Genomic DNA, 24,717 nt, shown 5'->3' on the forward strand with positions numbered 1-24,717 from the left:
GCAGGCATCCCTGACAATTCGCGATCGCTCAGGCCGAAGCCTTGTCGATGTACTTCACGGCGTCGCCAACGGTGAGGATGGTCTCGGCCGCGTCGTCGGGGATCTCAACGCCGAATTCTTCTTCGAACGCCATAACGAGCTCGACCGTGTCGAGGCTGTCCGCGCCCAGGTCGTCGATGAAGCTTGCAGCTTCAGTCACCTTGTCGGCGTCGACGCCAAGATGTTCGATGACGATCTTCTTGACGCGCTCTGCGGTGTCACTCATGTGGGCATCCTCAGTCTGGTGTTTGTTAGGTCTTCGTTAGCGGGCGGAATGCCGCTAATCAAGCAGTAATCTACGCTTTCCCAAGCGCTCGGGCAGCGGTCCGTCTTCGGTCCGGCCACCTGATGGAGCGCGGCAATACACGAAATCTTGACCGCGTCCAAGGCAAAAGGGCCAGTTATCCCGGCCAATCGGCCCAATCAGATCATCGCCATGCCGCCGTTGACGTGAATTGTCTGGCCGGTGACGTAGGCAGCTTCGTCGGAGGCGAGGTAGGCGACGGCCGAAGCAACTTCCTTGCCGGTGCCCATGCGCTTGGCCGGGATCGCAGCCATGATCGCCTCTTTCTGCTTGTCGTTGAGCTTCTCGGTCATTGCCGATTCGATGAAGCCGGGGGCGACGCAGTTGACGGTGATGTTGCGGGTGGCGATTTCCTGGGCGAGCGACTTGGAAAAGCCGATCATGCCGGCCTTCGAGGCGCAGTAGTTGGTCTGGCCGGGGTTGCCGGTGACGCCGACCACCGAGGTGATGTTGATGATGCGGCCATGGCGGCGGCGCATCATCGGATGCGTCAGCTCGCGCGTCAGGCGGAACATCGCCGTCAGGTTGATCTCGATGACCGAGTCCCAGTCGGCGTCGGACATGCGCACGAACAGGCCGTCCTTGGTGATGCCGGCGTTGTTGACCAGGATGTCGACACCTTCGAGTTCGGCCTCGGCCTTCTGGCCCAGCGCCTTGACCTCGTCGCGGTCGGCGAGGTTGGCCGGAAACAGCTTGACGCGGTCACCGAGCTCGTTGGCCAGGGCCTCGAGCTTTTCGACGCGGGTGCCGTGCAGGCCGACGATGGCGCCCTGCGCGTGCAAGATGCGGGCGATTTCCTCGCCGATGCCACCTGAAGCGCCGGTGACGAGTGCCTTGCGGCCGGTCAGATCGAGCATTTTTCCAATCCCTTCCAGAGCACACCCTTCACACGGGTGGGGTCACAGTATGTTTAGACGAGCGCGGCGATTGCCGCCTCGACGTCGGCCGGGTTGTTGACCGCGGCCGTGGCTATGTCCTTGTTGATGCGGCGGGCGAGGCCCGAGAGCACCTTGCCGGCGCCCACTTCGTAGAGCGTGGTGACGCCGTTGTTGCCGAACCATTCGACGGTCTCGCGCCAGCGGACGCGGCCGGTCACCTGTTCGACGAGGCGGGCGGCGATCTCTTGAGGATCGGTGATCGGCTGGACCGAGACATTGGCGACGACCGGGACGATCGGCGCATGCTTCTTCACGCCGGCAAGCGCCTCGCGCATCTTCTCGGCAGCCGGTGCCATCAGCGCGGAATGGAACGGCGCGGAGACCTGCAGCATCAGCGCGCGCTTGGCGCCCTTTTCGGTGCACAGCTTGGCCGCGCGTTCGACCGCCGCCTTCTCGCCGGAGATGACCAGTTGGCCGCCGCCATTGTCGTTGGCGACCTGGCAGACCGAACCCTCGGCTGCTTCGGCGCAAGCCGCGTCGACATCGGCCTGCTCGAGCCCGATGATCGCAGCCATGGCGCCCTGCCCGGCAGGTACAGCGGCCTGCATGGCATCACCGCGAATGCGCAACAGCCGCGCAGCGTCGGCCACAGAAACGAACCCTGCGGCAGCAAGCGCCGAATATTCGCCCAGCGAGTGGCCGGCGACATATGTGACGTTGTCCTTGAGCGACAGGCCGCGTGCTTCGAGCGCCCTGAATGCAGCCATCGAAACAGCCATCAGCGCCGGCTGGGCATTGGCCGTCAGCGTCAGCGTTTCCTCGGGGCCTTCCCAGATCAGCTTCGACAGCTTTTCGCCAAGTGCGTCATCGACCTCCTCGAATACGCGTCGCGCTTCCGGGAAAGCATCGGCCAGTTCCTTGCCCATGCCGACGGCCTGGCTGCCCTGCCCTGGAAAAGTAAATGCAACGGCCATATTCGTCTCCTGGCTGCTGGCGCATCGCCTCAGGCCATTCCGGCCCTTTCGGCGCGATGCGCAGACATAACAAACCGAAGTACGCGTGCCGCCCCAGGGAACGTCGGGCACTCCGGATCGCTGTGGCTCTGGCGCAATGCGCCCTGTCAAGTCAAGCCTTGTGCGTCCCGGGGCCCGAAACGGGCCGAAAATCACACATGATTAAGCCGAAACACGATTTGTTGGCCAACGCTTCTCAATTTTGCCATAAGCCCTAGCTTCTGCATGACAGTTTGATGACGTTCAGGTGACGTTCAGGTGACCGCTGCATGATGAGGCCGTCATAAAGCCGAGGAAGTCGAGTTGGGAAGTGTAGTCGATAAGGCCGCAAGGAGTGTTGAGGACGCGAAGCAGACCGCGTCCGACCGGCGTGCCTATGCCTTGGGCGTACTGCGCTCGGTGATGGTCACGCTCGCCGTTTCGGCGGTGCTGGTCTTCGCCATCGAATACATCGCGCGCGGCTCCTTCGTCGACACGCTCAATTTCTTCCAGCAGCCGTTCAAGCCGAGCTGGACCACGGTGGCGCTCTTTGCGCTGCTGCTGGTTGGCCTCGATGCCTTGCTCGGCCGGCCGCATAACGGCCTGCTGATCGTCGCACCCGTGGCGCTGCTGCTCGCCTTTGTCGGGCATCAGAAGTCGCTCTATCTCGGCGACCCACTCTACCCGACCGATTTTCTCTATGCCCGACAGATCGTCGAATTGATGCCGTTGCTGGTGCGCGAGCGCCCGATGGCCGGCGTCGGCATCGTCGTAGGCCTCGTCACCGGCATTGCGCTCCTCGTCCTTGCCTGGCGCTACTGGCGCCGCCGCATGCCGGCGCTGACGTTCTGGGCGCGCATCTCGCGCCTCGCCATCGCCATTCCGGCCCTCGCCTTCTTCGTCTCGATCATGGACTACGCGACCTTCTCGTGGACGCGCGACCGTCTCCAGATCATCCCGATGATGTGGGACCAGAAGGAAAACTACAATTCCAACGGCTTTGCCATCGCGTTTGCGCTCAACGTGCCGATGGCCAAGGTCAAGGCGCCGCACGGCTATTCCGAAAAGGCTGTCGACGCCATCGCCCGGCCGGACCAGGCCGCCGCCGTCCTGCCCGAGGAAAAGCCCGACGTCATCATCGTGATGAGCGAATCCTTCTGGGATCCGACGCGCCTGCCCGGCGTTTCGATCACGCCCGATCCGATCGCAAACGTGCGCGCGGCCCAGTCCGGCCATGTCTTTTCGCCGGAATTCGGCGGCATGACCGCCAATGTCGAGTTCGAGGCGCTGACCGGCTTCTCCAACGCCTTCCTGCCGGCCGGCTCGATTCCCTACCAGCAATATGTCCGCGCGCCGGTGCCGTCGCTTGCCACGTTCTTCAAGAGCGAAGGCTACGAGACCAAGGCCATCCACCCGTTCGGCGGCTGGTTCTGGAACCGCGCGCCCGTCTACAAGGCGTTCGGCTTCGACCAGTTCATGTCGGAGGAAAACCTGCCGCTGCTGGCAAAGCGCGGGCCGCTGGTGTCCGACGCCGCTCTGACCGAAGAGATCATCCGCGAGGCCGATGCGACCGAGCATCCGTTCTTCTTCTTTGCGGTCTCGCTGCAGAGCCACGGCCCCTACGAGCCGAACCGCTACAGCGACACCACCCACAAGGTCGAGGCGGCAACGTCATCCTGGGCACGCGAATCGATCCTGACCTATGCCGAAGGTGCATCGGACGCCGACCGCAGCCTCAAGCGCCTGATGGACTGGGCCAGCAAGCGCAAGCGCCCGACCGTGATCGCCTTCTTCGGCGACCACCTGCCGCCGCTCGGCCCCGTCTATGTCGAGACCGGTTTCATGAACGAGCCTGTCGCCAAGCGCAAAGCGGCGATCGGCGAGATGCTGGTCCAGCACGAGACGCCGTTGGTCGTATGGTCGAACCGGACGGGTGCTGCGCAAAACATCGGCTCGATCAGCCCGGCCTTCCTGCCGCTGCACGTGCTCGAGACCGCCGGCATCAGCCACCCCTACTACACCGGCTTCCTCGGCGACCTGCACGAACGCTTCCGCGTCGTTGACCGCAACGTGCTTCTGCCGAAGGCCGGCGAGTCGGTGTTCGACTGGTCGCGCCAGAAAGAGATCGACCCGTCGATCCGCGATTACCGCTGGCTGCAATACGACATGATGTTCGGCAAGCGCCGCGGCGCCAAGCCGTTCTTCCCGGAGACGGTCGACAAGGTGGTTGCCGACCGCACGCGTTCGCCCCTGTTCCTGCGTCCGGAGGCTCTGGGCTGAGGCCCGAAGCCGCCGAAAGGGCCGATTTCGGCGGGTTTCTTGGTCCCGCCCCTTGCCTTGAAGGCACTTTGCCTGTAGACGCCCGCCATCTGCCGGTCCCAGCTGGGGGCTGAACGGAGGGCCGGAGGTTTTCTCGAAAGCCGCCGCGTGAAGCGAAAACGCTTCCGCCTCCCGTGTCTCCGCTCTCGACCGTCTCGTCGTGCTCCTTTCTTCTCCTGAGATGGCTTAGGCCTTCGACGGATCAGGGAGGTCGCAGAGGCTCTAGCCGCCGGGACCGGAAGATGGAAACGAAGAAAGGCAAAAACTATGGCTCTTTACGAACATGTGTTTCTTGCCCGCCAGGACCTCTCGCAGCAGCAGGTCGATGCACTTGTCGAACACTACAAGGGTATCATCACTGCAGCTGGTGGATCGGTTGGCCGGGTTGAGAACTGGGGACTGAAGTCCCTCACCTACCGCATCAACAAGAACCGCAAGGCGTACTACACGCTTATGGACATCACCGCTCCGTCGGCTGCCGTCAAGGAAGTCGAGCGCCAGCAGGGCCTGTCCGAAGACATCCTGCGCTTCCTGACCATCAAGGTCGAGGCGCATGAAGAAGGCGTCTCCGCCATGATGCAGAAGCGCGAAGAGCGCTCCGAGCGTGGCGAACGCGGTGGCTTCGGCGACCGTCCGCGCAGCTTCGGCGATCGTGACCGTGGTGATCGCGGCCCGCGCAGCTTCGGCGACCGCGATGGCGGTGGTGACCGTGGCCCGCGCCGTCCGCGCGAAGGTGTTGAAGGGGGTGCAGAATAATGGTCGACATCAATCAGATCCCGACCCGTCGTCCCTTCCATCGCCGCCGCAAGACCTGCCCGTTCTCCGGCGCCAACGCTCCGAAGATCGACTACAAGGACGTGCGTCTGCTGCAGCGCTACATTTCCGAGCGCGGCAAGATCGTTCCTTCGCGCATCACCGCCGTCAGCCAGAAGAAGCAGCGTGAACTCGCCCAGGCGATCAAGCGCGCCCGCTTCCTCGGCCTGCTGCCCTACGTGGTGAAGTAAGACATCCGAAGCGGGCGGTTCGCTGCCCGCTTCCTCCCCCCGCGACGGGCGCGGTCGGGCGAATTTCAAATCCCGGGTTGGACCTCCAAAGAGGACCTAACTGCCGCGACAGGCAGGACAGCGAAACCGGCGGCAACGCCCTTCCCTGCTTCCTTGCCCGTTGAATTTTATTCGCTGCCTTTGCAGCCAACGAAAGGACAAGGAAAATGGACGTCATTCTCCTCGAACGCATTTCCCGCCTCGGCCAGATGGGCGACACCGTCAAGGTCAAGGACGGCTTTGCCCGTAACTTCCTGCTGCCCAAGGGCAAGGCGCTCCGCGCCAACGAAGCCAACAAGAAGAAGTTCGAAGGCCAGCGCGCCCAGCTCGAAGCCCGCAACCTCGAGCGCAAGTCGGAAGCCCAGCAGGTTGCCGACAAGCTTGACGGCAAGACCTTCGTGACCGTCCGCTCGGCTGGTGAAACCGGCCAGCTCTACGGTTCGGTCTCGACCCGCGACATCGCCGACCTGCTGGCCGCCGAAGGCTTCACGGTTGCACGCAACCAGGTCGAGCTCAACCAGCCGATCAAGACCATCGGCCTGACCAACGTGGCGATCTCGCTGCACGCCGAAGTCGAAGTCACCATCACGCTGAACATCGCGCGCACGGCCGACGAAGCCGAGCGTCAGTCGAAGGGCGAGACGCTGACCACTGCCGAAGCCATCTACGGCGACGACATCAACGAAAACGCCCGTCCGGACAGCTTCTTTGATCCGAACGAAGACGGCGAAGGCGACGAGGGCTGATCTCAGCCTCAGTTGTCAGATCCAGTTTTCTGGACCAAGCCCGGGTGGAAACACCCGGGTTTTTTTGTGCCAGGTGGAACTTGAACGTGCCCGCGCTAGTTACCAGCTTCTGACAATAGGACTGACACATCGCGAGCATTGCCCATGAACGTGTTGCTGCAGCGCATTTTCGCAAAACTCGTACGCACAGGAAACCTGACCGTCACCGGGCCCGATGGCCGACCGCATCGCTTCGGCGACGGCAGCGGCGAACCCGTCCACATGCTGATCCGAACGCGGCGAGCCGAACGGGCCATTACCTTCGATCCGACATTGGCCGTGCCGGAGGCCTACATGGACGGCGAGATGGACATCGTCGAGGGCGACATCTTCGGCTTCATGCGGATCGCCTTCCAGAATCTCGGCAACGGCACGGTCGATGCCGCTTGGTCACGCGCCATCGAAGGCCTGCGAGTGGCCTTGCGCCGCTTCCAGCAGGTCAACACTGCGGCGCGGGCGAAACGCAACGTCGAGCGTCACTACGACCTTTCGGGCGACCTCTACCGGCTCTTCCTCGACAAGGACATGCAATATTCCTGCGCCTATTTCGCCGACCCCGAAATGACGCTGGAAGAGGCCCAACTGGCCAAGAAGGCGCATATCGCCGCCAAGATGCGGCTCAAGCCAGGCCAGTCGGTGCTCGACATCGGTTCTGGCTGGGGGGGCCTCGGGCTCTACCTGGCGCGCTCGTTCGAAGCGCAGGTTCTGGGCGTCACCCTTTCCACCGAACAGCACGCGGTGGCGACTGAACGCGCCCAGGCCGAAGGGCTCGACGGCCACGTCCACTTCGAAATCCGCGACTATCGCGATCTGGTCGAGCGCTTCGACCGCATCGTGTCGGTCGGCATGTTCGAGCATGTCGGCGTCAACCATTACCGCACCTTCTTCGACAACGTCGCCAAGCGGCTGAAACCCGATGGCGTGATGGTGCTGCATTCGATCGGCCGGTTCGGCCCGCCGACGGCGACCAGCGCCTTCATCCGCAAATACATCTTCCCCGGTGGCTATATCCCTGCCCTGTCGGAAGTGCTGCCGGCGATCGAGAAGTCGGGACTGATGGTCACCGACGTCGAAATCCTGCGCCTTCACTATGCCGAGACGCTGAAGCACTGGGGCAAGCGTTTCGCCGCCAATCGCGACAAGGCCAAGGCGATCTATGACGAGCGCTTCTGCAGGATGTGGGAATTCTATCTCGCGGCTTCCGAAGCCGCCTTCCGCTGGCAGGACCTGATGGTATTCCAGATCCAGCTCACCCATCGCAACGACACGCTGCCGCTGACCCGCGACTACGTCGGCAAGTGCGAGAAAGCGCTCGCCATGCACGAGATGGCGCATCGCGAGACGACGCCGGCGAGCAAGACCACCCGTCGCGGGAAGGTTGGCGACAAGGAGTGAAACTCGCCCTTGCCTCGGCCCCGGCCGTCGTAGGAGATAGGCCCGTTGCCATTCGCACCGGGCCTTTTTCATGACCTACGCCATCTATGCTGCCGCAGCTCTTGCCGAAATCGCCGGCTGCTTTGCCTTGTGGGCATGGTGGCGGCTCGACAAGTCGGCCCTGTGGCTCATCCCCGGCGTCATCTCGCTGATCGCCTTCGCATGGCTGCTGACCCTGGTCGAAGCCAATGCCGCGGGCCGCGCCTACGCCGCCTATGGCGGCATCTACATCGCGGCGTCGCTGGGCTGGCTGTGGCTTGCCGAAGGCGTACGCCCGGATCGCTGGGACATCATCGGCGCCGCAGTCTGCATCGCCGGCGCCTCGATCATCCTGCTGGCGCCACGCGGGGCTTGAGCAGGATCACAGAGCGGCCGGCGTCGACGCCCCTTACCATTTGACGCTGAGACCGACATTGCCTTCAAAGACGCGCTTCTTCTCGCCGCCGATATTGGTGGTGTAGTCAGCGGTGGCAAACATGCTGGTCTGTTCGCTCAGCTTCGCAATCACGCCGCCGCCGAACTCGACTGACGTCCCGCCGGTCTCGACGGCAATCGGGTCGCCGCCGAGGCTGATGCCCCCCTCACCGTCGAATTCATGCCAGATGTTAGCCTTGAGGTACGGCTTCAGCGTCGCGGCTTCGGTCTGGAAGAGACCTTGCAACCGCACGCCCAGCCGACCGGTCAGCACATCGTCGGAATTGAAGGACACCGTCGAAAAGCTGTCGGCCTGGTCGTCAAGCGACAAATGTTGCCAGACCAGCTGGCCCTGCGGCTCCAGTGTCCACTCCGGCGTCAGCGCGATGGGATAACCGCCCTCCAGCGAAGCAGTGACCCCGGTTCCGCCGACGTCGAGGTTTTCGCCGCCGCTGGAGGTGACATCGCCACCGAACCAGGTGCCCATCAGCACGGCATCGAGGTACCAGCCGCCTGGGCCGACATGGGTCCAATTGGCACCCAGGCTGGTGCCGTTCGCGTTGATATCGCCGAAATCGGCTACCGGCCCGGCGATCGTCGGCGACTTCACGTCGCCGCTGATGCGCGTGTGGCCGACAAACAGGCCGATACGGTCGTGATGGCCGCTATCCGTTTCCCAGCCATAGATGTCGAGGCCGGCCTGCATGCCGAACAGCGTGCCGTCGAAGCTCGGTGTCAGGGTTCCGGTCCAGGACATATCGACACTCTGGCCAAAGACACGCCCCCATGCAGCCGGCATCTGCCCGGCACCCTGTACTTCGGGCTGCTCGCCGCGGCGCTCATGGAATGTGCCCAGCGTCGTCATGGCGAGGTAGTGCGCGAGTGGCGAGATCACCGCGTAGGTCGGAACCTCGCCACGGAAGAGCGGCATCGCTCCTCCTTCGAGCCGTTCGGGATTGGGCAGCGGTGCCGACTCGGCCGGGTTGAGCACCAATTGCGGCGTCTCGGTCGGCGGAGGCGGCGTCGGCTCGCCGGTAACCGGTGGTACTGGCGGTGCTTCGGGCGGCGTATCCCCCGGCAGCACCGGCGGGGTCGGGTCAGTGGGCGGGGTAACAGGATCGCCCTCGCCCGGAATCAGCACCGGCGGTAGCGCCGACGTCGGCGGCGGCGGTGCCGTTTCGGGATCGACGGGCGCAGGCTGAGGGTTCGGTTCGATCGGAGAAGGCCCCGGCGCTGGCTCGGGACTGGTCGAGGACATCGTCGAGCGCAGATACCAGTTTTGGCCTGCACCCGCAGCGTCGCCCTTGAACAGCATATACTCGTAGGCGCCGGCGGCCACTCGACTGGCAAGCGCGAAGGCACCTCCGGTCGTCGCACCGCCGATCGCCTCGACCACCAGAATGCCATCCGCGACAGTCAATCCGCCGGCACCGCCGGCATTGACGATCTCGATGCCGGTCGAGCCCGTCGCGGTGCCACCGGATATCACCAGCTTGTCCGAGGCCGAGCCGTCGCTGCCGAGCATAGCGTCGAGGAACAGCAGTCCGCCATTGCCCTGGTAGTTGCCATTGATCGTGAACGTATCGCCAGTGCCACCACCGCCATTGGTCAAGTCGATGCGGCCGGCATTGATGACGTTTGCCAGCCCACTGACGGCCAGCACGCTTGCATTTTGACCACCGCCGAAAAGGGTGCTGGTGGCATCGACCGTCAGCGTGCCGGTTCCGGTACCGGCGTCGCCGAGCACAAGATTGCCGTCGAAGGTCAGTTCGGTGTCGTTGGTGGCGTCGATCATTTCCCAATTCTGGAACCGCGCAATGCCGGCTGCCGATACATTGTCGAAAGTCAGGCCGTCCGTGCCGTCCCCGCCATTGACCGCAACAGTCGCGCCGATGTTGGCGTTGCTGAGATTGCTGAGCATTGCCGTGTCGTTGTCACCGCCAAGATCGACAGTGCCGTAGATGATACCGCCGCCGTCCCAGGTGAAAGTGTCCGCGCCGACGCTCAGCAGCACGCTGCCGCCGACGGAGCCGCCTGTCACTGTCACGCTATCGGTGCCGCCACTGACGCTGATGTTGCCGCCGATCGTACCGCCTGAAAGGATGATGGTGTCATTGCCGAAGCCGGTCACAAGGTTCTTGTCGATCGTGCCGCCAGACATATCGAACAGGTTGTCGTCGAGCTTCATGTTGACGCGACCGATGCGGCCGCCGGTCATGTATGCCGTGTCGCCATCTTCGAAGAAATCGACGATACGGCCGCCAGACATGAAGAATGTGTCGAGACCATCACCTTGGCTGAGCGACTGGATCTGGCCGCCGCTCATCAGGAAGTCGTCGCTTCCGCCGCCTTGCTGGACGTTGCCTGTGATGGCGCCGCTGTGGACCTCAACGCGGTCGACAAAACCGCCAAATACGACGTTGCCATTGATCGTGCCGGCACCACCACCCGGCATGGTCAGCGTGTTGGTGCCGTTGGTGTCGGTCAGCCCTCCGCTGACACCACTGTCGCAGACATAAATGCTGTTGCCGGCGGTCGGCGTCAGGTCGCAGGCGGCAAGGCCTGCCTGCGTCGAACCCAACAAAAGCATGGCGGTGGATGCCAGCCAGCCGAATCGCGCCGGTGCCGGATGAAAAATGCGCATGTTGCCTCCTCAAGCAGGGCAGGCCGACGCCGCAGCAGAGCGCGTTTCGGCCACTGGTGCCCTTCCAGCATATGCATCGCCATGTGCCGCATCGCGAGGCGTATGCCGTCGAAAGTCAAGGATCATCGCATAACCGAGTAAAATCAACCACCTTATGTATACAAACTACCCTTGGATTGTTCTGGACACTTTCTTGGTAAATGCAGCGATCGGCTACATATTCCTGTTCTGTTCCTGTCGATACACAGCTAGAATCGCACCGATTCGCGTCAACCGGAATCCGTCATCGCACCGGCCGTCCCTGTGGACGAGTGTGAATAGTGGGCGTCAGTTGAAATGACGATGGACGGTTTGTGGCGCGGCTCTGGTACTGCAGTTGCTCGGCAACGGACGGGGAAGACATTGGCTGAGGCAGCACGCAAATTCGAAGTGGCGGAAACCCCGCTCTACCGGGAAGCCCCGAACAACATCGAGGCCGAGCAGGCGCTGCTCGGCGCGATGCTGGTCAACAACGACGCCTTCTACCGCGTCTCCGACTTCCTCAAGGCGACCCATTTCTACGAGCCGTTGCACCGCAAGATCTTCGAGGTCTCGTCCGAGCTGATCCGCATGGGCAAGATGGCGAACCCGGTGACCATCAAGACCTTCCTGCCCGCCGACGAGAAGGTCGGCGACATGACGGTCTCGCAATATCTGGCCGCCCTTGCGTCCAATGCCGTCACCGTCATCAACGCCTCCGACTACGGCCGCGCCGTCTATGACCTTGCCACGCGCCGTGCGCTGATCACCGTCGGCGAGGACATGGTCAACATCGCCTATGACGCGCCGGTCGACATGTCGCCGTCCGAACAGATCGAGGATGCCGAGCGCCGCCTGTTCGAACTCGCCGAGACCGGCCGCTATGACGGCGGCTTCGAAAGCTTCTCCGATGCGGTCAAGACCGCGATCGACATGGCCAGCGCCGCCTATATGCGCGACGGCCATCTGTCTGGCGTTGCCAGCGGCCTTCACGATCTCGACGCCCGCATGGGCGGCCTGCAGTCTTCCGACTTGATCGTGCTTGCCGGCCGCCCCGGCATGGGCAAGACCTCGCTCGTCACCAACATCGCCTTCAACGTCGCCCACGCCTATGTCCCGGCGCAGCAGGCAGACGGCTCGTTCAAGGCCGAGAACGGCGGCGTCGTCGGCTTCTTCTCGCTCGAAATGTCGTCCGAACAGCTCGCCACCCGTATCATTTCCGAGCAGGCCGAAGTGCCCTCCTCCAAGATCCGCCGCGGCGATCTCACCGAAGCCGATTTCGAAAAGCTGGTCAGCTGCACCCAGACGCTGCAGAAGATTCCGCTGTTCATCGATTCGACCGGCGGTATCTCGATCGCCCAGCTCGCCGCGCGTGCCCGCCGCCTCAAGCGCCAGCGCGGCCTCGACGTCATCATCATCGACTATATCCAGCTGATGCAGGGCTCATCGGCCAAGTCGTCGCAGAACCGCGTGCAGGAAATCACCGAAATCACCACCGGCCTCAAGGCGCTGGCAAAGGAGCTCAACGTTCCGATCATCGCGCTGTCGCAGCTGTCGCGCCAGGTCGAAAGCCGCGACGACAAGCGTCCGCAGCTCTCCGACCTTCGCGAATCGGGCTCGATCGAGCAGGACGCCGACGTGGTGCTGTTCGTCTATCGCGAGGAGTACTACCTCAAGAACAAGGAGCCGAAACCCGGCACCGACGAATATATCAAGTGGGAAGGCGACATGGCCGAAGTGCGTGGCAAGGCCGAGGTCATCGTCGCCAAGCAGCGCCACGGCCCCACCGGCACCGTCAGCCTCGGCTTCCAGGGCGAATTCACCCGCTTCTTCGACCTCGCGCCCGAGCATCACCTGCCGGAGAGGTTTGGAGAACAGTAGGCCTTGTCAAACGCAGCGCCTCTTCCCGCCAAGGGGCTCGACCCATCCCAATCAGTATTGCATCGCACCCATGGCTAAAGCGCGCGTTCAGTTCATCTGCCAGAATTGCGGCGCAGCGCACCAGCGCTGGGCCGGCAAATGCGATTCCTGCGGCGAGTGGAACACGCTCGTCGAGGAAGGCACTTCCGGCGGCATCGGCAGCGGCCCGGGCGCGCTCAAGAGCGCCCGCAAGGGCCGCCCCGTCACGCTGACCTCGCTCGACGGCGACATCGAGGACGCACCGCGCATCGTCTCGGGCATCGGCGAACTGGACCGCGCCACCGGCGGCGGCTTCGTTCGCGGCTCGGCGCTGCTCATCGGCGGCGATCCCGGCATCGGCAAGTCGACGCTGCTCACCCAGGCGGCGGCGGCACTCGCGTCGCGTGGCCACCGCGTCGTCTATGTCTCGGGTGAAGAAGCCGTCGCCCAGATCAGGCTGCGTGCCCAGCGCCTCGGCGTCGCCTCCTCGCCGGTCGAGCTCGCTGCCGAGACCAATGTCGAAGACATCCTGGCCACCATTGCCGACGGCAAGCGGCCGGACCTGGTCATCATTGATTCGATCCAGACGCTGTGGACCGACCTCGCTGATTCAGCCCCCGGCACCGTCACCCAGGTGCGCGCCTCGTCCCAGGCGATGATCCGCTACGCCAAGTCGACGGGTGCCGCCGTCGTGCTTGTCGGTCACGTCACCAAGGAAGGCCAGATCGCCGGTCCCCGCGTCGTCGAGCACATGGTCGATGGCGTTCTTTATTTCGAAGGCGAAGGCGGCCACCACTTCCGCATCCTGCGCACCGTCAAGAACCGCTTCGGCCCGACCGACGAGATCGGCGTCTTCGAGATGTCCGACAAGGGCCTGCGCGAGGTCGCCAACCCGTCCGAACTGTTCCTGGGCGAGCGCCATGCCAAGGCACCGGGAGCCGCCGTCTTCGCCGCGATCGAAGGCACACGGCCGGTGCTGGTCGAGATCCAGGCCCTCGTCGCTGCCTCCACGCTGGGTACGCCACGTCGTGCGGTCGTCGGCTGGGATTCGTCGCGGCTGTCGATGATCCTCGCCGTGCTCGAGGCCCATTGCGGCGTCCGATTCGGCCAGCACGACGTCTATCTCAACGTCGCCGGTGGCTACCGCATCTCCGAGCCGGCTGCCGATCTGGCGGTCGCTTCCGCACTGGTTTCCTCGCTCACCGGTCTTGCCCTGCCCGCTGATTGCGTCTATTTCGGCGAAATCAGCCTTTCTGGCGCCGTGAGGCCGGTTGCGCATGCGCAGCAACGCCTTAAAGAGGCCGAAAAGTTGGGCTTCGGAAGGGCAGTCCTGCCCGCCGGCAGTGGGGACATCGCAGGTGGAATCGGGGCCGGATCGTTCCAGCCGACCGCACTCGCGGATCTGGTGGCGCGGATAGCCGGCTCAAGACGAAGCCGAGCGGAAGAGACGGACTAAACCGTCGTCAGGGAGTGAGAGACACTATGCCGATTACGCTGCTTGACGGAATTCTGGTCGGCTTCACCTTGGTTTCGGCGATGCTCGCCATGGTGCGCGGCTTCTCGCGGGAGGTGCTCTCGGTCGCCTCCTGGGCTGCGGCTGCCGCTGCTGCCTTCTTCTTCTACAAGCCGGTCGTCCCCTACGTTCAGCCCTATATCGACAACGAGAAGATCGCGATGGCCGCAGCCGCCGGCATCGTCTTCATCGTCGCGCTGATCGTCGTCACTATCATCACCATGAAGATCGCCGACTTCATCATCGACAGCCGCATCGGCGCGCTCGATCGCACGCTCGGCTTCCTCTACGGTGCGGCACGCGGCATCCTGGTGGTCGCTGTCGGCCTGCTGTTCTTCAACTGGCTGGTCGGCGACAAGTCACCTGCCTGGGTTTCCGAGGCCAAGTCGCGCCCGCTGCTCGAAAGCATCGGCACGACGATCGAAAACATGCTGCCGGAAGATCCCGAGAATTCGATTCTCAAGAAGCTCAATTCGCAGGGCGAGCCCGAGGCCGGCGCGGCCACGCCGCCCGCCGAAGGTGGAGCTGACGAGCCTGCCGGCGCGCCCGCAGCGGAAACGCCGCCCGCCAACAACTGAGCGACTTCGCGATCATCAGGGGACCGATGATCAGCGCGTGACATTGAACGCCGTGCGTCCGAAGGGAGGCACGGCGTTCTGCATTCTGGCTGCGTATCGCTGGTCCGGCAGGCAGCATTCCTCGGCGCGTCGCAGACACTCAGGATCGACGCGCCCCGGTCAGGACGCGTGAACCCTCCCGACGATCACTCCATGGTTTCGAACAACAGCTTGTTGGTGTTCATGACCGACATCTGGACGATGTCGTCTTCCTTGACGCCTCGTGCCTGCAACTCCGTGAAGAATTCGCGCAGGGCATCGCCGACGCCGGCCGAGAACACCTGCCCGACGTCCGACGACAGGATTACGCCCTGCGAGCCGACCGCCTCGATGACTTCGATGTACTGCTCGTAGCTCAGGTCATCCATGGCGAGATTGACGAAGGCCAGTTCGCTATAGGCACCGTACTGCTCCCACATGCGCCGCATCGTCTCGGGATCGAGCTCGGTGGTCTGAAACAGCGGATGCGTCATGATGATCCGGCGGATGCCCATCTCATGCGCGATCCTGACGACCGTCAGGGTCTCGTTGCGGTCGAAATGCCCTGTCGCCAGGATGAGATCGTTGTCGGCGATCACCTGCAGGGCGCGCCGCAGCGCGGCCATCTTGTCGTCATTGCCTTCGTCCAGCGTATAGCCGGTACCCTCGGCATAATACCTCGTGTACTGCCCCTTGATGCCCCAGGCCTCGGACAGGTCGCGGCGATTGTACTTCTTCAGATGCGCCTCGCAGCACATCGTCGGCATCCAGACCACGAAGCGGTCGGAATCCGGGTCTGCCGCCGTCACGTCGCGCTTCCAGCCGGAGAGTGCCGACCGCACGCCATGGTCGTCGACGCCGCCGCAGCCGAAGTTCAGGGCGACGGAACCAACCAGCGCCACCTTGTCGTCGGGCCGGCGCAACTGGCTGACCTGTCCGGTGGTCGGCTGGAAGTGATTCTTCATCACCACGCCGAAGCCTTCGCTCCGCGCCTCGGCCGCGAGCGTTTCAGCGCTATATTTCCGGCGCAAAAACTCCGGTCCGATATGCACATGCATATCGATCACGCGCTTGTCGCCAACGTGCGGTAGTGCCTTCATAACCCAACTCCATTCCCAGTCACGGCAGTAAATTATGTATATACATAATTACTATTCTATACGCATGGAAGCTTGTCAACATGCCTCCGCGAGCCTCCGACACCATTGTCGCGGCGACCTCTGCTTGGCGCCACGCGCTGTAGCCAAGTTCTTCGCTTGCGAGTCAAGCCGGCAGCATGCATGAGCACTTGGCTCAGCTTGCGCAACTTCAATTATGTATATACTTATTCCCGCGGCTTGAAGCCGCGCTTCCTGGTGTCGCGTGGGCCGAGCGCATTTTTTGGGAAGGAAAGCATGTCAATTAAGTCTTCTACGGCGCAATCGCCGACCCTCGCGGACGACAAGGACGCGCCCGTCAACAGCTATGCGCGCAAGGCGCTGCTCGCATCCAATCTCGGATACGCGATGGATGGTTTCGACCTGATGATCCTGAGCTTCATGCTGCCGGCGGTTACGGTCGGCCTGGCCCTTTCAAGTTCGGAGGCGGGCTCGCTCATTACCTGGACCCTCATCGGGGCCGTGATCGGCGGCCTGATCGTTGGGGCACTCAGCGACCGTTTCGGCCGCATCCGCGTCCTGTCGTGGACCATCCTTTTGTTTGGTGTGTTCACCGGTCTTTGTGCCATCGCCCAGGGTTACTGGGATCTGCTGATCTACCGCACAATCGCCGGCATCGGCCTGGGCGGCGAGTTCGGCATCGGCATGGCCCTGGTGGCAGAGGCCTGGCCGGCGCACAAGCGGGCGCGCGCCTCGTCCTACGTCGCCCTGGGTTGGCAGGCCGGCGTGCTCGCCGCGGCGCTGCTCACCCCGCTGCTGCTGCCCCTGATCGGCTGGCGCGGCATGTTCGTGATCGGCCTGATCCCGGCTGTTGTGGCCTTTGCCCTGCGCAAGTACCTGCATGAGCCTGAAATGTTCGTGGCGGCGGCCAAGAAGGACGCCGGCAAGCGCGTCAATCCCTTCCGCCACCTGGTTGCAGACCGTGAAACGATCCGGTCGACGATCGGCATCGGGATCATGACGTCGGCGCAGAACTTCGGCTACTACGGCACGATGATCTGGCTGCCGGCCTACCTGTCGACGCAGATGGGCTTCACGCTCACCAAGTCGGCGTTGTGGACGTCGGTCACCGTGCTCGGCGGTGCGGTCGGCATGTGGATCTTCGGGCATTTGGCGGACCGCTTCGGCCGCAAGCCTCTGTTCATCACCTTCCAGATCGGCGCCATGGCGATGGCATTCGTCTATCCGCAGATCAAGGACCCCACGGCGCTGCTCATTGCCGGCGCGATCACCGGCGTCTTCCTGAGCGGCATGATCGGCGGCTATGGCGCCCTGATCTCCGAAAGCTACCCGACGCAGGCCCGCGCGACGGCACAGAACGTGCTCTTCAACGTCGGCCGCGGCGTCGGCGGCTTCGGCCCGCTGGTCATCGGCTGGCTGGCAACGCAATATTCGCTGTCCGCCGGATTGTCGTTCCTGGTCTTTGTCTGGGCAATCGACATTCTCGCCACGGTCTTCCTGATCAAGGAACGCAAGGGCGTCGAACTGGCCTAGGGCCAAGCTGCCTGCGCAGGATTACCTCCTGCGCAGGCCACCTGCGACAAGGCCTGCTAAAATTGGTGATGGTATTGCAGGTCGGCATGCCCTATATGACGGCTTTCCGACACGAGACCGTGACCCGATGGTTGACGCAGACACACCTCTCTCCGCCGAGGCCGATGATCATTTCCACGATGAATGCGGCGTGTTCGGCATCTTTGGCCGGCAGGACGCAGCAGCCATCGTCACGCTGGGCCTGCATGCGCTCCAGCATCGCGGCCAGGAGGCCGCCGGCATCGTCTCCTACGACGGCAGCCAGTTCCACGTCGAACGCCATGTCGGCCTGATCGGCGACACCTTCACCAAGCAGCGCGTCATCGACAGCCTCAAGGGCAATCGCGCCATCGGCCATACGCGCTACGCCACCACTGGCGGCGCGGGTATCCGCAACATCCAGCCCTTCTTCGCCGAACTCGCCGATGGCGGCTTTGCTGTTGCGCATAACGGCAACCTGACCAACGCCATGACGGTGCAGCGCGCCTTGCAGAAGCAGGGCTCGATCTTCTCGTCGACCTCCGACACCGAAACCATCCTGCACCTGGTCGCGACGTCCAAGGAACGCGATCTCAATGCGCGCTTCATCGATGCGGTGCGCCAGGTCGAAGGCGCGTTCTCGCTGGTGGCACTGTCGTCGAAGAAGATGATCGGCTGCCGCGATCCGCTCGGCATTCGCCCACTGGTCCTCGGCGACCTCGACGGTGCCTGGATCCTCGCTTCCGAAACCTGCGCGCTCGACATCATCGGCGCGCGTTTCGTGCGCGATCTCAAGCCCGGCGAGATGGTGATCGTCACCTCCAAGGGCATCGAGAGCATCTTCCCGTTCGAGCCGCAGAAGCCGCGCTTCTGCATCTTCGAATATGTCTATTTCGCCCGCCCCGACTCCTCGGTCGAGGGCCGCAACGTCTATGACGTGCGCAAGCGCATCGGTGCCGAACTCGCCATCGAAAGCCCGGTCGATGCCGACATCGTCGTGCCCGTGCCCGATTCCGGCACGCCGGCGGCCATCGGCTTCTCGCAGCAGGCAGGCATCCCCTTCGAGCTCGGCATCATCCGCAACCACTATGTCGGCCGCACCTTCATTTCGCCCGGCGATTCGATCCGCCATATGGGCGTCAAGCTCAAGCACAACGCCAACCGCCGGATGATCGAAGGCAAGCGCGTGGTGCTGGTCGACGATTCCATCGTCCGCGGCACCACCAGCCAGAAGATCGTGCAGATGGTGCGTGACGCCGGTGCCCGCGAAGTGCACATGCGCATCGCCTCGCCGCCCACCCGCGCATCCTGCTTCTACGGCGTCGACACGCCGGAGAAATCCAAGCTTTTGGCCTCGCGCATGACGATCGAGGAAATGGCCGAGTTCATCCGCGTCGATTCGCTCGGCTTCCTGTCGATGGACGGTCTTTACCGCGCCGTCGGCGAGACCAGCCGCGACAACGAACAGCCGCAGTTCTGCGATGCGTGCTTCTCCGGCCAGTACCCGACGCGCCTCGCCGATCTCGAAGGCTCCGACAATGTCCGCACCCTGTCGCTGCTGGCGACGGGCGGAGTCTAGCGCCTTCTGACGCTGCCTGGCTTTCGCGTCAGTTCGCGGAAGCCGCCTCGTTCTTCCAGATGATACCTTGCCGCATCGCCAGCTTTTCACCTGGCCCGTGGACGGCTGCGAACAGCAGTCCCGCGAGGAAGGTGAAGTGGTCGACGAAGAAGCCGAACTCAGCCTGGTTTCCCTGCCAGAGCGAGGGTCCGTGGAAAGCGAAGGCCAGGAAGATCACGTAGACCCCCGCGAGCACGGCCGCTTCCGAAAAGAAGGCGCCCGTCAGGAAGGCCAGTACCAGCGCAACTTCGAATATGGCCGCAAGCCACGCGAGGAGCAGCGGGGAGGGAAAGCCGGCCGCCGCGATGTAGGCCGCGGTTTGTTCCATTCCGGCGAACTTGAAGACAGCCGCCATGGTGAAAGCGCCGGCAAAGATCAGTCTGGCGACAAGGATTGCTACAGTTCTGCTCATGGCTCGTACCTCCGGGAACATCGTTCTCAACCCAGGACGCCTGACGCCAGGCTTTTCCGACATTGCCGGCGCGAATTTCGCAGCTTGCGACACATAGTCGGCCCTCATTGTGGCCTGCGGGGTTTTGTTCGCGGCGAAATCGTCCTATCAGGCAGCGGATCGACAAGTTCGAATTGGGTGCCCGCATGACCACCATTCCCGACCTCTCCGGCCGCATCGCCCTTGTCACCGGCGCCTCGCGCGGCATCGGCTACAACACAGCCAAGCAGCTGGCCGCAGCCGGCGCCCATGTCATTGCGGTTGCGCGCACGGTCGGCGGCCTCGAAGAACTCGACGACGAAATCAAGGCTGCCGGCGGCCAGGCGACACTGGTCCCGCTCGACCTGACCGACATGGCCGGCATCGACCGGCTCGGCGGCTCGATCCACGAACGCTGGGGCAAGCTCGATATCCTGGTGGCGAACGCCGCCGTTCTCGGCGTCATCGCCCCGATCGGCCATGTCGAAGCCAAGGTCTTCGACAAGGTGATGGCGGTCAACGTGACGGGCACCTGGCGGCTGATCCGCTCGGTCGATCCGCTGCTGCGCCTCTCCGACGCCGGCCGCGCCGTCATCGTCACCTCCAACGCCGCCCATTCCGCACGCGCCTTCTGGGCGCCCTACGCCGCCTCCAAGGCTGCTGCCGAGACGCTGATGCGCTCGTGGGCCGACGAGACCCGCAACCTGAAGCTGCGCGTCAACGCCTTCGACCCGGGTCGCACCCGCACGGCGATGCGCGCCCAGGCAGTGCCGGGCGAAAACCCTGAAACGCTGCCGCACCCCTCCGAGGTCGCAGCCCACATCCTGCCGATGGTCGACCCTGCCCTCACCCGGACCGGCCTGATCTACCAGGCCCGCGAACAGCGCTGGGTCTCCTACCAGCAGCCAGCCTGAACATCTTCTGCCGACCGGCCCGGCACCTGCCGCTTCGGGGCCTGCCTGCCCCGACAAAGCAACGATACCACCGCTGCCGCGTTGACCATCGCGATCCGACGAATGTGGGGACATCGACCGCATGACCACAGACCAGATGATGTCCCTCGCCGTCATCGTGCTGATGATGGCGGCGTTCATCTGGGGTCGGTTCCGTTATGATCTGGTCGCCTGCGGCGCCCTGATCGTCGCCGTTGCGGCCAGCATCGTTCCGCAGGCCAAGGCATTCAGCGGCTTTGGCGACGACATCGTCATCATCGTCGGCTCGGCGCTCCTGGTCAGTGCCGGCGTCGCCCGCTCGGGCATCATGGAATATGCTATCCAGCGCTTCGCTCCCGATGTCTCCAGCGTCAGGGCGCAATTGGCGTTGCTGGTCATCGTCGTCACGGTGCTATCCGCCTTTGTAAAGAACATCGGCGCGCTGGCGATCATGATCCCCATCGCTTTCCAGTTCGCTCGCCGCTCCAATGTTTCGCCCTCGGTGTTCCTGATGCCGATGGCGTTCGGCTCGCTGCTCGGCGGCCTGATGACGCTGATCGGCACCTCGCCCAACATCGTCGTATCGCGCGTGCGCCAGGAGATGACCGGCGAGGCCTTTTCGATGTTCGACTTCACCCCGGTGGGTGCGGCCCTTGCCGCCGCCGGCATCGTCTTCCTGGTGCTGTTCTACTGGCTGCTGCCCAGCCGTACGCGCGCCTCGGCCTCCATCCACGAGGCCATCGACATCAACAACTACGTCACCGAAGCCCGGATCGTCGCCGACTCCGCCGTCGCCGGCAAATCGCTGGGCGATCTGCTGAAGCTCGGTGGCAGCCGCGCTGTCGTCACCTCGATCCTGCGGTCGCGTGCGCTGCACGTCACGCCGTTTCCCGATGTGATCCTGCGCGAAGGCGACATCCTCCTGATCGAGGGCGCCCCCGACGTGCTGGACCGCATGGTGGCGCAGGCCAAGCTCAGCGTCACCGGCAGCCGCGATTCCGCCGGCGGCAAGCATGCCGCCGCGGCCGTCGAAGCAGTCATCGGCGAGAATTCGAGCCTGATCGGCGGGTCGGCCCAAAGGCTGGCGCTCTACGACCGTTTCAACGTCAACCTGCTGGCCGTCAGCCGCAAGGGCGAGCGCATCCAGGAGCGGCTCGGTGCAGTCACGCTGCGCATGGGCGACGTGGTGGTTCTCCAGGGCAATCCGCAGACCCTGCCGGAGATCCTGCGCGAACTCGGCTGCCTGCCGCTGGCGGAGCGGTCGATCCTCCTCGGCAGCGTCCGCCGCGGCATCGTTCCGCTGGCGATCCTGATCGCAGCGATGGCGGCGACCGCCCTGGGCCTGCTGCCTGTCCCGCTGGCCTTCTTCTCGGCTGCCGTCGCCATGGTCCTGTTCCGTGTCATCCCGCTGCGCGAGGTCTATGGCGCAATCGACGGGCCGATCCTGGTCATGCTGGCAGCCCTCATTCCCGTCAGCGATTCCTTACGGCGGACGGGCGCCACCGACGTCATTTCGGCCTGGCTCGCCGAATTCGCCGCCGGGTTGCCGGCTGCAGGGGCACTGACCCTCATCATGGTGGTGGCCATGGCGGTCACGCCGTTCCTCAACAATGCGGCGACCGTGCTTGTCGTCGCCCCCATTGCCGCGGGCTTCGCCAGTTCGCTCGGCTACCAGCCGGAAGCATTCCTGATGGCAGTCGCCATCGGCGCGGGCTGCGACTTCCTCACACCGATCGGCCACCAGTGCAACACGCTGGTGATGGGACCGGGCGGCTACAAATTCTCCGACTATCCTCGCCTCGGGCTGCCACTGTCATTGCTGGTCATCCTGGTAGCGGTGCCGATGCTAATCCTCGTCTGGCCGATGTAGGCGACACGCAAGCGTGATTGGCCGTTGATTTCGGCCCGCCCTAGCTTTGCGCGTCTATCGGTAAAGTTTGGGAGGAACGATCGATGAAACGCATCCTCATCCTGTCCGCGGCACTGTGCTCCGGCCTTCTCACCGCCAGCGCCCAGGACAACACGATGAGCTTTTTCGTGACCAGCGCCGGCCTGGGCAAGGGCGCAAATCTCGGCGGCCTCGCAGGCGCCGACGCGCATTGCCAGAGCCTCGCCGAAGCTGCCGGCTCGACCGGCAAGACCTGGCATGCCTATCTCTCGACCAGCGACACCGACGCCAAGGATCGCATCGGCAGCGGCCCATGGTCGAATGCCAAGGGCCAGAAGATCGCCGACGATGTCGCCTCGCTGCACAGCGACGCCAACAACATCAACAAGGAAACCGCGCTCGACGAGAAGGGCAACGCCGTCAACGGCCGCGGTGACCAGCCCAACAAGCACGACATCCTGACCGGGTCGATGCCTGACGGCACCAAGGCCGCCGACCAGTCCTGCAACAACTGGACCAGCGACGGCGAAGGCGTCGCCATGATGGGGCATCATGACCGCATGGGGCTCGACGATTCGGCGGCCGCGAAGTCCTGGAATTCCTCGCATGCCTCGCGTGGCGGATGCGGCCAGGAAGCACTGAAGGGCACTGGCGGCGACGGCCTGTTCTACTGCTTCGCCACCAACTGAGCGGCCTGCATCACCCCTAGCGTTCGGCCGATACCGAAAGGTCCGGGCGAACGTTCAAAGTCTGGAAAACGACGCAGTAGCGCTCGGTCAGCTTGATCAGCGCGTCGATCCGGTCCTGCGGCTCGTCCGTATCGAGCTTGAAGGCCAGCCTGATGGCACGAAAGCCAACCGGCGCGTCCTTGGCGACACCGAGCGTGCCGCGAAAGTCGAGATCGCCCTCGGCCGAGACCCTGGCTTCGCCGAGCCTGAACTCCAACGCCGTGGCAACCGCCTTCAAGGTCACTCCGGCACAGGCGACCAGCGCTTCCAGCAGCATATCACCGGAACACAACTCCATGCCGCTGCCACCGGTCGCCGGGTGCAGGCCGGCGGTCACGATCGCCCTGCCCGTATCAACCTTGCAGGCAATCGACTGGTCGTCGACGGCACCGGCGGCCCGCAGCGTGATCAGCCCCCGCCCGGCATCCTCGCGATAGGCGTCCTTCAGCGGCGCCTGCAGCGCCTTCAGTCCCGCGGCATCCATGATCTTCTCCCGGTAAACCATGGCGATCCTAGCATAGGCAAGGTGCCTTGGCTCATGACAGCAGGCTGGCAGGAGCGATGCGATAGACTAAGCTTCTCTTGCAGGAGACGGCATGGCCACCGACATCATCGACGGCGCATCGGAACACAGGCTCGGCATGTTGCTTGTCACGCTGTCCGCGGCGGTCTTCGGCCTGTCCGGCATCCTCACCAAATCGATCGACGCCGATCCCCTGACCATCACCTCCTGGCGCGGACTGGCCGGCGGGCTGCTGATCACTGCTTATGTCCTCTGGCGCCGGCGCGACGGCCATGGCGAAAGCCTCGATCTCGGCTGGCAAGGCTGGATGCTTGCCATAGTGGGGACATTCGCCAGCATCGCCTTCATCGCCGCCTTCAAGAACACCTACGTCGCCAATGTCGTGGTCATCTACGCGACAGTGCCGTTCGTCGTCGCCTTGCTCGCCTGGGTGATCATCGGCGAGGTCTTTCGCCGCCAGACAGCAGTTGCAGCAGCGGTCTGCCTCGTCGGCGTCGCCGTCATGGTCTGGTCCGGGCTTGGCGGCGGCCACGCCTTCGGCGACATGCTAGCGCTGCTGATGACCTTCACATTCGCGCTTTACGCGACCCTCGTCCGCCGCTTTCGCAACGCATCGGTGGTTTGGGCCGGCGCCGTTTCGGCTTTCCTGGGTATCTTTCCGGCCTGGTTCGTCACCGATCCGCTGGCCGTGCCAAGCCAGGACATAGCTGTGCTCGCCATTTTCGGCCTCACCTTCGCTCTCGCGGTGGTGCTGTGGACAGAAGGCGCGCGCCGCATCCCCGCCGCCGAAGCAGGGCTGCTAGGCACCGCCGAAGTGCCGTTCGGCATCTTCTTCGCCTGGCTGTTCCTGGCCGAGTTGCCGCCGGTCGCCAGCCTCGCCGGCGGTGCCATCGTGCTGGCGGCCGTGTTCTGGCACGCCTGGCGTGACTGGGCCGGCAGCCGGGCTGTAGCCACCGCGCTGGCCAACGGCGAAAAAGAATCGAAAAAAACCTGAACGGGGCGGAACCAAATCGCGGGGTCGGCGTTATTGGCCTCAGGACGGGTTGCCCCA

General features: G+C 63.9%; 22 protein-coding genes. 15 read left to right on the forward strand and 7 right to left on the reverse strand.

From position 1 onward, the window contains the following. Positions 1-28: 28 nt before the first annotated feature. The 3 genes from CO731_RS21095 to fabD all read right to left on the reverse strand — a co-directional run bounded on the left by CO731_RS21095 (position 29) and on the right by fabD (position 2,195). A complete protein-coding gene (locus CO731_RS21095) occupies positions 29-265 on the reverse strand; it encodes an acyl carrier protein (protein WP_055978681.1) in 237 nt (78 codons plus the stop codon). Positions 266-462: 197 nt separating this feature from the next. After that, complete coding sequence (fabG, locus tag CO731_RS21100; protein WP_108608703.1) at positions 463-1,200, reverse strand: 3-oxoacyl-[acyl-carrier-protein] reductase; 738 nt, start codon at positions 1,198-1,200, stop codon at positions 463-465. A gap of 53 nt (positions 1,201-1,253) precedes the next feature. Further along, on the reverse strand, positions 1,254-2,195 hold the full coding sequence (fabD, locus tag CO731_RS21105; protein ID WP_108608704.1) for an ACP S-malonyltransferase: 942 nt from the start codon (positions 2,193-2,195) through the stop codon (positions 1,254-1,256). 441 nt (positions 2,196-2,636) lie between these two features. Between fabD and CO731_RS21110 the strand changes: the two genes are divergently transcribed. The 6 genes from CO731_RS21110 (at position 2,637) to CO731_RS21135 (ending at position 8,149) form a co-directional block, all read left to right on the forward strand. Continuing rightward, positions 2,637-4,493: an LTA synthase family protein gene (locus tag CO731_RS21110; protein WP_199914643.1), complete on the forward strand. Its 1,857-nt coding sequence runs from the start codon at positions 2,637-2,639 to the stop codon at positions 4,491-4,493. A 306-nt stretch (positions 4,494-4,799) separates the two neighbouring features. Beyond that, positions 4,800-5,288 (forward strand): 30S ribosomal protein S6, encoded by a 489-nt coding sequence (rpsF, locus tag CO731_RS21115; RefSeq protein WP_108608706.1) that lies wholly within the window; start codon positions 4,800-4,802, stop codon positions 5,286-5,288. Next, positions 5,288-5,536: a 30S ribosomal protein S18 gene (gene rpsR, locus CO731_RS21120; protein WP_018427106.1), complete on the forward strand. Its 249-nt coding sequence runs from the start codon at positions 5,288-5,290 to the stop codon at positions 5,534-5,536. Before rpsF ends, rpsR begins: the two co-directional genes overlap by 1 nt. Positions 5,537-5,742: 206 nt before the next feature. After that, a complete protein-coding gene (rplI, locus tag CO731_RS21125; RefSeq protein WP_108608707.1) occupies positions 5,743-6,321 on the forward strand; it encodes a 50S ribosomal protein L9 in 579 nt (192 codons plus the stop codon). A 144-nt stretch (positions 6,322-6,465) separates the two neighbouring features. After that, positions 6,466-7,755 (forward strand): cyclopropane-fatty-acyl-phospholipid synthase family protein, encoded by a 1,290-nt coding sequence (locus CO731_RS21130; protein WP_108608708.1) that lies wholly within the window; start codon positions 6,466-6,468, stop codon positions 7,753-7,755. Positions 7,756-7,825: 70 nt separating this feature from the next. Next, positions 7,826-8,149 carry a YnfA family protein gene (locus CO731_RS21135; RefSeq protein WP_108608709.1) on the forward strand — a complete coding sequence of 108 codons (324 nt, stop codon included), beginning with the start codon at positions 7,826-7,828 and terminating at the stop codon, positions 8,147-8,149. Between the two features lie 33 nt (positions 8,150-8,182). On the opposite strand, the gene CO731_RS21140 is transcribed toward CO731_RS21135, so the two are convergent. Then, positions 8,183-10,852, reverse strand: coding sequence for an autotransporter outer membrane beta-barrel domain-containing protein (locus CO731_RS21140; RefSeq protein ID WP_108608710.1), 2,670 nt, complete (start codon positions 10,850-10,852; stop codon positions 8,183-8,185). Positions 10,853-11,254: 402 nt separating this feature from the next. Here CO731_RS21140 and CO731_RS21145 point away from each other — a divergent pair, with 402 nt between their 5' ends. From CO731_RS21145 to CO731_RS21155, 3 genes are all read left to right on the forward strand, one after another. Next, positions 11,255-12,751 carry a replicative DNA helicase gene (locus CO731_RS21145; RefSeq protein WP_108608711.1) on the forward strand — a complete coding sequence of 499 codons (1,497 nt, stop codon included), beginning with the start codon at positions 11,255-11,257 and terminating at the stop codon, positions 12,749-12,751. A 70-nt stretch (positions 12,752-12,821) separates the two neighbouring features. Further along, entirely contained in the window at positions 12,822-14,225 is a 1,404-nt protein-coding gene (gene radA, locus CO731_RS21150; RefSeq protein WP_108608712.1) for a DNA repair protein RadA, read from the forward strand. Between the two features lie 26 nt (positions 14,226-14,251). Then, positions 14,252-14,860 (forward strand): CvpA family protein, encoded by a 609-nt coding sequence (locus CO731_RS21155; RefSeq protein WP_108608713.1) that lies wholly within the window; start codon positions 14,252-14,254, stop codon positions 14,858-14,860. A 185-nt stretch (positions 14,861-15,045) separates the two neighbouring features. Here CO731_RS21155 and CO731_RS21160 read toward each other — a convergent pair whose 3' ends face one another. Further along, positions 15,046-15,978, reverse strand: coding sequence for a DUF6282 family protein (locus CO731_RS21160; protein ID WP_108608714.1), 933 nt, complete (start codon positions 15,976-15,978; stop codon positions 15,046-15,048). A gap of 294 nt (positions 15,979-16,272) precedes the next feature. Here CO731_RS21160 and CO731_RS21165 point away from each other — a divergent pair, with 294 nt between their 5' ends. Together CO731_RS21165 and purF are read left to right on the forward strand one after the other, a co-directional pair. After that, positions 16,273-17,529 (forward strand): MFS transporter, encoded by a 1,257-nt coding sequence (locus tag CO731_RS21165; RefSeq protein WP_108609965.1) that lies wholly within the window; start codon positions 16,273-16,275, stop codon positions 17,527-17,529. A 127-nt stretch (positions 17,530-17,656) separates the two neighbouring features. Then, a complete protein-coding gene (gene purF / locus CO731_RS21170; protein WP_108608715.1) occupies positions 17,657-19,126 on the forward strand; it encodes an amidophosphoribosyltransferase in 1,470 nt (489 codons plus the stop codon). Between the two features lie 28 nt (positions 19,127-19,154). Here purF and CO731_RS21175 read toward each other — a convergent pair whose 3' ends face one another. Then, a complete protein-coding gene (locus CO731_RS21175) occupies positions 19,155-19,577 on the reverse strand; it encodes a DoxX family protein (protein ID WP_108609966.1) in 423 nt (140 codons plus the stop codon). 185 nt (positions 19,578-19,762) lie between these two features. Here CO731_RS21175 and CO731_RS21180 point away from each other — a divergent pair, with 185 nt between their 5' ends. The 3 genes from CO731_RS21180 to CO731_RS21190 all read left to right on the forward strand — a co-directional run bounded on the left by CO731_RS21180 (position 19,763) and on the right by CO731_RS21190 (position 23,104). Beyond that, complete coding sequence (locus CO731_RS21180; protein ID WP_108609967.1) at positions 19,763-20,509, forward strand: SDR family NAD(P)-dependent oxidoreductase; 747 nt, start codon at positions 19,763-19,765, stop codon at positions 20,507-20,509. Positions 20,510-20,630: 121 nt separating this feature from the next. Further along, entirely contained in the window at positions 20,631-22,397 is a 1,767-nt protein-coding gene (locus CO731_RS21185; RefSeq protein ID WP_108608716.1) for an SLC13 family permease, read from the forward strand. 83 nt (positions 22,398-22,480) lie between these two features. Continuing rightward, positions 22,481-23,104 carry a hypothetical protein gene (locus tag CO731_RS21190; protein WP_108608717.1) on the forward strand — a complete coding sequence of 208 codons (624 nt, stop codon included), beginning with the start codon at positions 22,481-22,483 and terminating at the stop codon, positions 23,102-23,104. Positions 23,105-23,120: 16 nt separating this feature from the next. Here the strand turns inward: CO731_RS21190 and CO731_RS21195 are convergent, their stop codons facing one another. After that, positions 23,121-23,627, reverse strand: a complete 507-nt coding sequence (locus CO731_RS21195; RefSeq protein ID WP_108609968.1) for an OsmC family protein — start codon at positions 23,625-23,627, stop codon at positions 23,121-23,123. 112 nt (positions 23,628-23,739) lie between these two features. On the opposite strand from CO731_RS21195, the gene CO731_RS21200 reads away from it, so the two are divergent. Then, the gene (locus tag CO731_RS21200) at positions 23,740-24,660 is read left to right on the forward strand and encodes a DMT family transporter (protein ID WP_108608718.1); all 921 of its coding nucleotides are present in this window, start codon (positions 23,740-23,742) and stop codon (positions 24,658-24,660) included. Positions 24,661-24,717 lie beyond the last annotated feature (57 nt).

The organism is Aminobacter sp. MSH1 (assembly GCF_003071665.1).
Lineage (GTDB): Bacteria > Pseudomonadota > Alphaproteobacteria > Rhizobiales > Rhizobiaceae > Aminobacter > Aminobacter niigataensis.